The 11,591-nt window shown below is 72.5% G+C and carries 12 protein-coding genes and 1 pseudogene; 3 read left to right on the plus strand and 10 right to left on the minus strand.

What is annotated here, in order from left to right; translation table 11 throughout:
- Positions 1–50: 50 nt before the first annotated feature.
- Positions 51–908: a triacylglycerol lipase gene (locus ALMP_RS14395; protein WP_264927682.1), complete on the plus strand. Its 858-nt coding sequence runs from the start codon at positions 51–53 to the stop codon at positions 906–908.
- Between the two features lie 74 nt (positions 909–982).
- Here ALMP_RS14395 and ALMP_RS14400 read toward each other — a convergent pair.
- The 4 genes and pseudogenes from ALMP_RS14400 to ALMP_RS14415 form a co-directional block, all read right to left on the minus strand.
- A pseudogene (locus tag ALMP_RS14400) lies at positions 983–1,596 on the minus strand (lytic polysaccharide monooxygenase); the annotation flags it as partial.
- Positions 1,597–1,762: 166 nt separating this feature from the next.
- The gene (locus tag ALMP_RS14405; protein WP_264927684.1) at positions 1,763–1,897 is read right to left on the minus strand and encodes a hypothetical protein; all 135 of its coding nucleotides are present in this window, start codon (positions 1,895–1,897) and stop codon (positions 1,763–1,765) included.
- Between the two features lie 254 nt (positions 1,898–2,151).
- Positions 2,152–2,652 (minus strand): DUF402 domain-containing protein, encoded by a 501-nt coding sequence (locus ALMP_RS14410; RefSeq protein ID WP_264927686.1) that lies wholly within the window; start codon positions 2,650–2,652, stop codon positions 2,152–2,154.
- On the minus strand, positions 2,633–3,562 hold the full coding sequence (locus ALMP_RS14415) for a GNAT family N-acetyltransferase (RefSeq protein WP_264927687.1): 930 nt from the start codon (positions 3,560–3,562) through the stop codon (positions 2,633–2,635). Before ALMP_RS14415 ends, ALMP_RS14410 begins: the two co-directional genes overlap by 20 nt.
- Before the next feature lie 70 nt (positions 3,563–3,632).
- On the opposite strand from ALMP_RS14415, the gene ALMP_RS14420 reads away from it, so the two are divergent.
- On the plus strand, positions 3,633–4,001 hold the full coding sequence (locus ALMP_RS14420; protein WP_264927689.1) for a GntR family transcriptional regulator: 369 nt from the start codon (positions 3,633–3,635) through the stop codon (positions 3,999–4,001).
- 20 nt (positions 4,002–4,021) lie between these two features.
- Here the strand turns inward: ALMP_RS14420 and ALMP_RS14425 are convergent, their stop codons facing one another.
- The 6 genes from ALMP_RS14425 to ALMP_RS14450 form a co-directional block, all read right to left on the minus strand.
- Entirely contained in the window at positions 4,022–4,783 is a 762-nt protein-coding gene (locus ALMP_RS14425; RefSeq protein WP_264927690.1) for a DUF72 domain-containing protein, read from the minus strand.
- Positions 4,784–4,798: 15 nt separating this feature from the next.
- Positions 4,799–5,893, minus strand: a complete 1,095-nt coding sequence (locus ALMP_RS14430) for a DUF5925 domain-containing protein (protein ID WP_264927691.1) — start codon at positions 5,891–5,893, stop codon at positions 4,799–4,801.
- Between the two features lie 134 nt (positions 5,894–6,027).
- The gene (locus tag ALMP_RS14435; protein ID WP_264927693.1) at positions 6,028–6,828 is read right to left on the minus strand and encodes a polysaccharide deacetylase family protein; all 801 of its coding nucleotides are present in this window, start codon (positions 6,826–6,828) and stop codon (positions 6,028–6,030) included.
- Positions 6,825–7,868 carry a glycosyltransferase family 2 protein gene (locus ALMP_RS14440; RefSeq protein ID WP_264927695.1) on the minus strand — a complete coding sequence of 348 codons (1,044 nt, stop codon included), beginning with the start codon at positions 7,866–7,868 and terminating at the stop codon, positions 6,825–6,827. Before ALMP_RS14440 ends, ALMP_RS14435 begins: the two co-directional genes overlap by 4 nt.
- Positions 7,865–8,704, minus strand: coding sequence for a glycosyltransferase family 2 protein (locus tag ALMP_RS14445; RefSeq protein ID WP_264927697.1), 840 nt, complete (start codon positions 8,702–8,704; stop codon positions 7,865–7,867). Before ALMP_RS14445 ends, ALMP_RS14440 begins: the two co-directional genes overlap by 4 nt.
- A gap of 549 nt (positions 8,705–9,253) precedes the next feature.
- Entirely contained in the window at positions 9,254–10,462 is a 1,209-nt protein-coding gene (locus ALMP_RS14450; RefSeq protein ID WP_264927699.1) for a S8 family peptidase, read from the minus strand.
- 317 nt (positions 10,463–10,779) lie between these two features.
- Here ALMP_RS14450 and ALMP_RS14455 point away from each other — a divergent pair, with 317 nt between their 5' ends.
- Positions 10,780–11,586, plus strand: a complete 807-nt coding sequence (locus ALMP_RS14455) for an SGNH/GDSL hydrolase family protein (protein WP_264927701.1) — start codon at positions 10,780–10,782, stop codon at positions 11,584–11,586.
- Positions 11,587–11,591 lie beyond the last annotated feature (5 nt).

Genomic DNA, 11,591 nt, shown 5'->3' on the forward strand with positions numbered 1-11,591 from the left:
ACAGGGCGTTAGGCCGTCGCACCTCCCCTGAGCCGCAAGGAGATCACCCGATGCTGCCCTGGAAGCGAGTGCTCAGACCCCTGATCGCGCTGCTGCTGACCGCCGCCGTCGCCGTCGTCCCCGCCACCGCCGCCCAGGCCGCCGCGCCGACCAGCGGCTGGAACGACTACACGTGCAAGCCGTCCGCCGCCCACCCCCGCCCCGTCGTCCTCGTCCACGGCACTCTCGCCAACTCCGTCGACAACTGGCTGGGCCTCGCGCCGTACCTCGAGGACCGCGGCTACTGTGTCTTCTCCCTCGACTACGGCCAGCTGGAGGGCGTCCCCTTCTTCCACGCCCTCGGTCCCATCGACAAGTCGGCCGAGCAGCTCTCCGCCCATGTCGACAAGGTGCTCGCCGCCACCGGCGCCGCGAAGGCCGATCTCGTCGGGCACTCGCAGGGCGGCATGATGCCCCGCTACTACCTGAAGTTCCTCGGCGGAGCCGCCAAGGTGAACGCCCTCGTCGGCATCGCGCCCAACAACCACGGCACCACCCTCAGCGGACTCACCAACCTGCTGCCCTACTTCCCCGGCGCCGAGGACCTGCTCACCGCCGCCACCCCCGCCCTCGCCCAGCAGATCGCCGGATCCGACTTCATGACCCGGCTCAACGCCGGCGGCGACACCGTGCCCGGCGTCCGCTACACGGTCATCGCCACCAAGTACGACGAGGTGGTCACGCCCTACCGGAGCCAGTTCCTGAACGGCCCCGGCGTCCGGAACGTGCTCATCCAGGACCTGTGTCCGCTCGACCTGTCCGAGCACGCCCTGCTCGGGCTGACCGACCGCATCGCCTTCCACGAGGTGGCGAACGCCCTCGACCCGGCGCACGCGACCCCCACGACCTGCGCGTCCGTGTTCAGCTGACGCACGGTCGACCCGCCGGGGCCCGACCGGCCTGAGCCGCCGGTCGGGCCCCGGAGCTCTTCGGGGTGGAGCCGTCAACGGCCGTGCCGGCCGTCGCCCGTCGCACGCCGCCGTACCGACGCGCACAGCACCGCCGCACCCAGCGCCAGCGCGCCCGCGCCGCCCACCACGACAGACGGCGTGCCGCCGTCCCCACCGGTCGCGGCGAGCCTCGGGCTCCCACCGGCCGCCTCGTCCGCCTCGGGAACTGCGGCCGTCTCGGCCGTCTCGGGTGCGTCGCTCGCGGTGGTCGAACGGGTCTGGGCGACAGGCCTCGCCGACGAGCCGGCACCGTCGTCGCCGTGCTCGCCGTGCTCGCCGTGACCGCCGTGCTCGATCGTCGACCGGCCGGCACCCTCCTCGATCTGCTGCTCGGACGGCGCCGAGGCGGCCGGGGCGGGCCGGTCGGACGTACCCCCGCCGCCGAACGTGACGTCCGAGCAGGAGTAGAACGCCTCCGGGCTGTCCGAGCGCTGCCAGACCGTGTACAGCAGATGCCGGCCCGAACGCTCGGGCAGGGTGCCGGACCAGGCCGGCGGTTCGGCGGGGTGCCCTTGTGCGGGGCGGTCACCCGGTACCGGAAGGTGTACGGGCCGCCGCGCACGTTCGTCGCCGGCCAGTCGGCGCGGGCCAGGTCGAGGCCCTTGAACGCGGCCTTGCGGCGTGCGGGCATGGGGTCTCCTCGGAACCGGGCGGTGATGGGTGCCGGAACCAAGAAACCGTGAAATCGCCCGCCGTGGACGGCCGGAGACGATCTTTAGGGTCGCCTTAAGGAAGTGCTGAGACTGGGATCAGGTACGTGCCGCACGACGGCGTCAGCCGTCGGGCCACCAGGTGCGTGCGATGTCCTTGCGCACCTCGGGCCGCCCGGCGGGCCGTTCGTCCGCCTCGTCGCGGATCCGGCGGGAGTCCGTCTTCTTCAGGGGCTTCTGCACGGTCGTACGGCGCATGGCTGCCTCCTTCAGGGTCCCCGGGTTCCGCGCTCTCACGGAGGTAGACCCTTTCGGGGAGAGTTCCTCATCGCCGCCCGTTCTGTCAGTGGCGGCTGTCACGATTCGAGTGTCAGTGGCGGGTGTCACCCTTGCGGTAGGGCAAACGGGAGTGACGGGATGATTTCGGGCAGTGTCGAGTGGCGTCCGGCCTCGACTGCGGCGCCGGCAGCCGGTCGCTCCGCGTGGCCGAGAAGCGGCATCGCGTCACGGGCCTAGCGCACCAGGTGCTCGAAGCCGCCCTCGCGGGCCAGCGCCTCCAGCTCGTCGAGGGCGGCCAGGGCGGCGGCCGCGGCCTCCGGATCCCGTTCCGGGAGACCGCTCAGTGCGAACTCGTCCTCGTCCAGCCGGCGTACGTCCGTGCCGTCGGCGGAGCGCCACAGGTCCAGGTCGAGATCCTCGACGACCAGCTCGCCGCCGGTGTACACGGCGGGGCGGGTGATGTCGCAGTACCAGCCCTTGAGGGCGCCCGCCGCGTCCCGGACCTCCTTCACGGCGTACCAGCGGTCGCGCCAGTAGTACTCGGTGAAGACGTCACCGGCCTCGAACCGCACGAAGCCGAAGTCGCGCACCGCCTCGCCGGCCCAGGGGGCGCGCACGGCGAGCCGGGTGCCGTTGTCCGACAGCAGCCGCGCCGGATAGCGGATCTTCGTCCGGCCGCCCTTGACGAGGACGACGTCCACCGTGCCCCGGGCGTCAGTCGAGTTCACGGACATACCGCACCTCCGTCGCGTGGATCGCGTACCCGAACCACTTGTTCACGGCCAGCATCGGGCCGTTGTCCGCGTCGTTTCCGGTCAGGGCCACCGTGTACCCCGCGGCGCGGGCGCGGTGCAGGGAGTGGTTCTTGGCGAGCTTGGCCAGGCCCCGGCCGCGGAAGGCGCGGCTGGTGCCGGTCATGGCCGTGCGGTAGCGGGTGGCGCCGTCGGTGTGGGCCGCGCTGAAGGCGACGGGGCGGCCGTCCACCACCGCGACCGAGGTCAGCTCCCGGTCGAGGAGCGGGTGCCGCCAGGTCTCCCGGAGCCAGGCCTCGTAGTCGGTGAACTCCGCGGGCACGTCGCTCGGTTCGTCCGAGACGACCTCCGCGTCCAGGTCGAACAGCGGGCGCGGGTCGTCCGCGAAGTCGGCCGCGGTGCGCAGTTCCACGCCCGGCGGGGCATTCCGCAGCGGCGGCAGCTCGGCGTCCGCCAGGTCCAGCACGAGGAAGTGCGCGGAGCGGCTCGGCCGGTAGCCGCGCCGCTCGGCGTAGGCGCGGTTGCCGGGCTCGTCCAGCACCCAGCTGAGCAGCCGGGTCGCCCCGTGGGCCACCAGGTGCGCCTCGGCGGCGCGGACCAGCAGCGAGCCCGCGCCCCGCCCGGTGCGCGCCGGGTCCACGTACACGTTGAGGGAGCCCTGGCCGGGCTCCGGGCTGTCGTGGGCGATGCCGACCTGGGCCGTCCCGACGATCTCGCCGTCCTCCTCGGCGACGAGCTTGTGGACGTGGGCGTCGGGATGGGCGTTGGCCAGGTCGTGGGCCACCGACTCGGGGGTGAACAGCATGTAGGGCAGTGCCAGGTCCCGGACCCGGATGAACCCCTCGACGTCGGCCGGTACGTCGGGGCGCAACTCACGCACGATCATGGTCATATGAGTGCACGCTAGGGGAGCCTCCCGGGGGGTGCCTCCCATTTTCCGGTGGGTGCGGGACAATCGGCCCGTGACCTTGAAGATCCAGATCCATGAGGGCGGCGCCCCGTACGAGCAGGTCCGGGCGCAGATCGCCGAGCAGGCACGGTCCGGTGAGCTGCCCGTGGGCTACCGGCTGCCCACCGTGCGCGGGCTGGCCGAGGCGCTGGGCCTGGCGGCGAACACGGTCGCCAAGGCGTACCGCGCGCTGGAGGCGGACGGGGTGATCGAGACGCGGGGCCGCAACGGCACGTTCGTCGCCGCCGCGGGATCGGCGGCGCAGCGGGAGTCCGCGACGGCGGCCCAGACCTACGCGGAGCGGGCACGACGCCTCGGCCTCACCCAGGACGAGGCCCTGGCCACCGTCCGGGAGGCGCTCCGCGCCGCGTACGCCGGCTGACGGGCCACGGGCGGGCGGGCTCAGGCCGGCAGCACCGCGCGAGTCGCCCGCAGTCCCGCCCGTTCGGCCGTGCTCGCGAACAGTGCCGCGTTGCGCACGGCCGCGCCGCCGGGGTCGTTGTTGAAGTAGGCGTAGACGTCGGCGTCGGCCGGCCAGGTCGTCGCGATGCGGTCGAGCCAGGTCTCCAGGGCGCGTCGCCCGTAGTGGGGCCAGGGCTGGGCGCGGCCCTGGTGGAAGCGGACGTACCCCCAGCCGGCGGTCCGCCACAGCGGGGTGGCCGGGCGGGAGAGGACGTCGGCCCAGCACAGCGCCGCGCCCCGCGCGCCCAGGACCTCGCGGACCGCCGGGGTCCACCAGGAGGGGTGGCGGGGCTCGACCGCGACCCGGGTGCCGGACGGGAAGCGGGCCAGACAGGCGTCCAGCAGCCCGGGGTCGGCGCGCAGGTTGGGCGGGAGTTGCAGCAGGACCGGGCCGAGCCGGGCGCCGAGACCGGCCGCGTGGCTCATCAGGCGGTGCACGGGCTCCTCGGGATCACGCAGCCGCTTGATGTGCGTGAGGTACCGGCTCGCCTTGACCGCGACCACGAAGTCCTCCGGCACCCGCTCGCCCCAGGAGGTGAAGGTCTCCCGCGACGGCAGCCGGTAGAACGCGTTGTTGATCTCGACGGTGGCGAAGTGCTCCGCGTACTCCTCCAGCCACCGCCGCACGGGCACGTCGGCCGGGTACAGGACGCCCTTCCAGTCCTTGTACTGCCACCCCGAGGTGCCGACGAACAGGGTCATAACCCCATCAAAGCACTACAGGTACAGTCCCGCGTCCGCCCCGCCCCGCGGCTCCGGCAGCGACGTCGGCGAGGTGCCCCGCCGCAGCGCGTACAGCTCCGCCAGGGTCGCCCCCTCACGGCCGACTCCCTCCTCGGTGCCCAGCCAGTCCACCGACTCCCGGCGGGTCAGCGGCCCGACCTCGATCCGGGCCAGGCAGCGGCCGGGGCGGACGACGGCCGGGTGGAGACGCTCCAGGTCCTCGTTGGTCGTCACCCCCACCAGCACGTTGCGGCCCTGGCCGAGCAGACCGTCGGTCAGGTTCAGCAGCCGCGACAGCGCCTGGCCGGCCGTGTGCCGGGCCTCCCCGCGGATCAGCTCGTCGCAGTCCTCCAGGAGCAGCAGCCGCCAGCGGCCCTTGCCCGTGCCGTCCTCCTCGCCGATCGCGATGTCCATCAGATAGCCGACGTCGGAGAAGAGCCGCTCGGGGTCCAGGACGCAGTCCACCTGGCACCATTCCCGCCAGGACCGGGCGAGCGTGCGCAGCGCCGACGTCTTGCCCGTGCCGGGCGGGCCGTGCAGCAGCAGCAGCCGGCCGGCGATGTCGTCCGGGGTCGTCCCCATCAGACGGTCCAACGCCTCGGCCACGGGGGCCGTGTAGTTCGGGCGGATCTCGTCCCAGGTGCCGGCGGAGATCTGACGGGTGGTGCGGTGCGGGCCGCGCCGCGGGGAGACGTACCAGAAGCCCATGGTGACGTTCTCCGGCTGGGGCTCGGGCTCGTCCGCCGCGCCGTCCGTGGCCTCGTTCAGCACCTTCGCGGCCAGTTCGGCGCTGGTCGCGGTGACGGTGACGTCGGCGCCGCGGTTCCAGCGGGAGACCAGCAGCGTCCAGCCGTCGCCCTCGGCGAGCGTCGCGCTGCGGTCGTCGTCGCGGGCGACGCGCAGCACGCGCGCCTGCGCCGGCAGCAGGTTCGCGCCGGAGCGCACGCGGTCGATGTTCACCGCGTGCGAGTACGGCTGCTCGCCCGTCGCGAAACGGCCGAGGAACAGCGCGTCGACGACATCGGACGGGGAGTCGGAGTCGTCGACGGTGAGCCGGATCGGCAGGGCGTCGTGTGGGTGCGCGGACATGCCGCCATGATCCGGCACGGGGCCGCCGTCCGCACCCGCTTTCCGCACTGCGCGCCGATGTGTCGGAGGTGTCCGCCCGGCGCGATACGCCGGGGAGGCGGCCGGGGCCCGGTCGCCCCGGCCGCCCGCCTCGCTCAGACGAGGGCCTCGACCGTCCTGCGGTGGATCCGCCGGGTCCTGCGGACCACGGCGTACCCCTTCGTCAGGGCCCGGTCGCACGCGAAGGTGCGGCCGATCGCCCGGCCGTCGAGGAGCCGCCCGAACTCCTCGGCGTCCGTGCCGCGCCGCACGGTCACCCGCAGCAGGGCGTACGGCCCCTGCGCGCGCCGGGCCAGCGCGTTGCCCACGGCGAGCGCCTGGGCGAACCCGTGCTCGCGCACCGCCGCGCGCACCCGCCGGCTGGAGTAGCCGTACGGGTAGGCGAACGACAGGGGCAGGGCGCCCAGTTCACCGGCGACGATGTCCCGGCAGCGGATCAGCTCGGCGCGCAGCGCGGCGTCGTCGAGCTGGTCGAGCTGCGGATGGGTGTGGCTGTGACCGCCGATCTCGACGCCCGCGTCCGCCAGTTCGCGCACCTGCCGCCAGTCCAGCATGGTGTCGAGGCCGCCGCCGGTGTCGTACGCGCCGCGCAGCCAGCCGGTGGACACGAACAGCGTGGCCGGGAAGCCGTGCGCGGCCAGCGCCGGGAGGGCGTGGCGGTGCACGCCCTCGTAGCCGTCGTCGAAGGTGATCAGGACGGGCCGGGCGGGCAGCGGCCGGCCGGAGCGCCAACGGGCCGCCAGGTCGGCGGTGGTGAGCGGGGTCAGCCCGCGCTCCGCGATCAGCGCCATCTGCTCGGCGAACGCCTCGGGCGTGACCGACAGGGCGCGGGTGGCGTCGTTGGGCTCGGCCGCGACCGCGTGGTACATGAGGATCGGAACCCGCGCCCGCGTCATGCGGCCTCCTTGTGTTCCCCGGCTCCCGCGGTGTCGATCCGCACCACCGAGAAGGTGGTGCCCTCGCGCCGCGCCCGCACACCGCCCACCAGGTAGCCGCCGGCGGCCGTGAGCACCCCGGCGACGATGGCGCCCGCCCGGCGGGCGCCGCCGGGCCGGGCCAGCAGCTGGTCGCGCAGGCCGCGCGCCACGCCGGCCGGCAGCACCCGGGTGGTGTACCGGCGTTCGGACTCCAGGCCCTTGCCCGCGCCGACGCTGCGGGCGACGAGCGCCTTGGACAGGCCCTCGGCGAAGGCGCGGGTGCGGAAGTACGCGAAGCGCTCGCGCGCCTCGGGCACCTTGTGGTGGATCACCGCGCGGTCGTCGACGAGCAGGACCGCGTCGGGGCGGGCCCGGGCGATCCGGATGCACAGCTCGGTCTCCTCGCCGCCGAGGGGCCGCTTGTCGCCGTCGCGGCCGATGCCGGTGGCGAAGCCGCCCGCCAGGTCGAACGCCGTACGCCGGAACGAGGCGTTGCCGCCGAGGACGTTGCGCACCCGGACCAGGCCGGGCGGCAGGCCCCGGTAGGAGCAGCCCACCACCCAGTCGAACTCCTCGGGGAACCACACGGGCCGCCGGCCGGACGCCCACACCGGCACCGTGCGTCCGCCGACGGCCAGCACCCGCGGGTCGTCGTAGCCGAGGGCGAACCAGCGCAGCCAGTCCCGTTCGGCGACGGCGTCGTCGTCGAGGAAGGCGACGACCTCGCCGCGCGCGGCCGCGACCCCGGTGTTGCGGCCGGCGGACAGTCCGCGCGGGCCCGCGTTGGCCAGCACCCGGACCGTGCCGTCCTCCTTGTACTCCCGCTCCAGCCGGTCCAGCAGGGCCGGGTTGTGGTCGACGACCAGCAGGGTCTCCAGCGCCGGGTGGGACTGCGCCCGCACCGAGGAGACCGCCGCGAGGATGTCCTCCCAGCGGTCCTCGGTGTAGACGCAGACGACGACGGAGATGACGACGCGGTCGCCGGTGGGGACGTCGCCCGAGGTGCCGTTCGTGCTCAAGACACCTCTCCCGGGACCGTGTCGAGCATCCGGGTGTGGTGGCCGCGGTGGCGCAGCGCCCGCCGGTTGGAGCGCTCCTTGAGGATCACCCGCAGCACGCGCAGCCCGTCGCGCACGGCGCGCAGATTGCTCACGCCGTGGATGCGCAGGTACTCGTGGCTGGGTATCTCCTGCACCTTCAGCCCCGCCTTGACGACCCGGATGTTCATCAGGGTCTCGACCTCGAAGCCGGTGCAGTCCAGGTCGATCTTGTCCAGGCAGTGCCGCCAGAACGCGTTGTAGCCGTAGCACAGGTCGGTGTACCGGGCGCCGAACTTGCGGTTGACGACGGCGCACAGGACCCGGTTGCCCAGCCGGCGGACGAAGGTCATGTCGTCGGTGCCGCCGCCGTTGGCGAAGCGGGAGCCCTTGGCGAAGTCGGCGCCGGAGACGAGGGCGGAGACGTACGAGACGATCTCGTTGCCGTCGGCCGAACCGTCCGCGTCGACCATCACGATGATGTCGCCGCTGCACGCCTCGAATCCGGTGATCAGGGCGTCGCCCTTGCCCCGGCCCCGCTGCCCGACGACCTTGACGCCGGGCCACAGCTCGCGCGCGACCTCGACGGTGTTGTCGGTGGAGTTGCCGTCGACCAGGACCACCTCGTGGATCCAGTCCGGCAGGGTCTTGAAGACGTACGGAAGGTTCTCGGCCTCGTTCATCGCGGGGATGACCACGCTCACCGGCGGCGCGATGGCCAGGTGGGAGGAGATCGGCCGGTACTTGCCGACGGTCGAGGGCGCCGAGGGATCCGGCAGATCCTCGCTCGAAGTCGCCGGCTGCAGAACGGAACTCATGAGTCTGGTCCCTCTCGTCCGGTGGACCGCCCGCCCCTGGGCGGCCCGGATCCACGTCCGGTTCGAAAGGGGGGTTTCTCACCCACGGCCGCACGGCAGGACGGAAGACCTCTCCGCCGACCGGCGACACGGCATGGCGGAGGACCTCTCCGCGCACGCCGGGTGAGCTGGCAAAGCTGGACGGCCCGGAAAACGGCAGCCGACCGCGCGGCACGGCCCGGTCACCCAGGTGCGGTCACCGAGCACGGCACCCCCCTACCGCGCTCCCGCGCCGGACCCGTCGCGGCCCTTGAGCCCTCCCCTTGAGCCACATGCCGACGGTCCGATGCGAGTGAGATGTATGACGGTATTGATGATTGCGCCCGTATGGCAAGACCTGGAATCAGACCTCACCTTTTTGTTCGTTTGACCGTTACGGACGAGTCGTCCGGTCCGCAGGTGACGCCCGGGCGATCGGGAATCTGACACAAATGTTCCCCGGAGGCGGCCGGGCGCCTCCGGGGAACGGGGTGGATCAGCGCCGCGTCAACGGCGTCGGAGCGAGGGGATTCACGGGACGATCTTCAGCAGACGGTTCGGGGAGCCGCTGCCCGCGCTGGTGACCTTGCCGGTGGTCGCGCCGTTGATCAGCGCCGTGGCGACCTGGGCCGGGGTGGCCGAGGTGTGGTTCGCCAGGTAGATCGCGGCCGCGCCCGCGACGTGCGGGGTCGCCATCGACGTACCGGAGATGGTGTTGGTGGCGGTGTCGCTGGTGTGCCAGCCGGCCGTGATGGAGGAGCCCGGGGCGAAGATGTCCAGGGCCGAACCGTAGTTGGAGTAGCTGGCCTTGGCGTCGGTGCTGGTGGTGGCGCCGACGGTGATGGCCTCGCCGACCCGGGCCGGGGAGGACGAGGAGGCGGTGGTGCTGCTGTTGCCCGCCGCGACGGCGTAGGTGACGCCGCTGGCTATGGAACGGCGCACGGCCGCGTCCAGGGTGGTGGAGGCGCCGCCGCCGAGGGACATGTTGGCGACCGAGGGGCCGGAGTGGTTCGCCGTCACCCAGTCGATGCCCGCGATGACGCCGGCCGTGGTGCCGGAGCCGGCGTTGTTCAGCACCCGGACCGCCACGATCTTCGCCTTCTTGGCCACGCCGTACGTGGTGCCGGCGATGGTGGTGGCGACGTGGGTGCCGTGGCCGTTGCCGTCCTGGGCGACGTTGTCGCCGTCGACGGCGTCGTAGCCGTTGACGGCCCGGCCGCTGAGCTGGGAGTGCGTGATGCGCACACCGGTGTCGATCACGTACGCCGTGACACCGCCGCCGGCCGAGTCCGGGTAGGTGTACGTGCCGGAGAGCGGGAGCGAGGTCTGGTCGACGCGGTCCAGGCCCCACGGGGCGCTGCTCTGTGTGGTGTCGGCCAGCCGGACGGTCTGGTCCTGCTCCACGGTGGCCACCGCCGGGTCCGCGGCGAGTCTCCTCGCCTCGGTGGCGGAGAGGGTGGCGGTGTAGCCGTTCAGCGCGGCGCCGAACGTCTTCTTCACCGTGCCGCCGTACTCCTTGATGAGGTCCTTGCCCGTCGTGGAGGACGCCGCGAAGCCCGCGTCCTGCTTGAGGGTGACGATGTAGCTGTCCTTGACGGCGGTGGGGGAGCCGGCCGCGAGGACCCTGCCCTCGGCCGGGGCGGCCTGGGCGGGGAGCGCGGTGAGCCCGCCGACGAGCGCGGCGGCCGCCACGGTGGCGGCGGCGGTGACACGGAGCTTGGTGCTGCGAAGTTGTGCCATTACGAGGGTGTCCTCCTCTAGGCGGCGCGCGCCCGGGTGGGGCATGCGCATGTGGGGGGTGCGCGCGTCGTCGCGCACACGGCGTCGAGCGTCGCGGCGTTGCGCTCTCGGCTGCGCAAAGCTTGTGTCATCTACATGGGTAGAACAAGAGAGTTGAAAGAGTGTCAACAAATTTGACATGTCCTCGTAACAAACGAGGCGGAAAAGGGGGGTGATCAATCCGGGTAGAGCACGAAAAGACTTGGCATGAACACTTCCCGTCAACACGCGTAGTTGGTACGACGGTCGGGGCAGAGATCCTGCTAAAGGGAGGTTCCATGAGACGTTCCCGAATTGCCGTCTTCGTCAGCTCGGTCCTCCTCGCCGCCGGCGCCGCCCTCACCGGGGCGGCGCCGGCACACAGCTCCCAACTCGCCGTATCCGGCGGGTACGTGGCGCTCGGCGACTCCTACTCCTCCGGTGTCGGCGCGGGCGGCTACATCAGCTCCAGCGGCGACTGCAAGCGCAGCACCAAGGCGTACCCGTACCTGTGGAACGCCGCCCACGCCCCCTCGTCCTTCGCGTTCACCGCCTGCTCGGGTGCCCGAACGGGTGACGTCCTGTCAGGTCAGCTCGGCCCGCTCAACTCCTCCACCGCGCTGGTCTCCATCACCGTCGGCGGCAACGACGCGGGCTTCGCCGACGTCATGACCACCTGCGTGACCAGCTCCGACAGCACCTGCGTCAACCGCATCAACACCGCCCGCGCGTACGTCGACTCCACGCTCCCCGGCAAGCTCGACAGCGTCTACTCCGCCATCCGCTCCAAGGCGCCGGGCGCCCATGTCGTCGTCATCGGCTACCCCCGCTTCTACCGGCTCGGCACCACCTGCCTCGGCCTGTCCGAGACCAAGCGCACCGCCATCAACAACGCCTCCGACCACCTCAACACCGCCATCGCCAAGCGTGCCGCCGCCCATGGGTTCACCTTCGGCGACGTCCGCACCACCTTCACCGGTCACGAGATCTGCTCCGGCAGTTCCTGGCTGCACAGCGTCAACTGGCTGAACATCGGCGAGTCCTACCACCCGACCGCCTCCGGCCAGTCGGGCGGCTACCTGCCGGTGCTGAACAACGCGGCCTGAGCCGC

This window comes from Streptomyces sp. A012304 (genome assembly GCF_026008495.1).
Classification (GTDB): domain Bacteria; phylum Actinomycetota; class Actinomycetes; order Streptomycetales; family Streptomycetaceae; genus Streptomyces.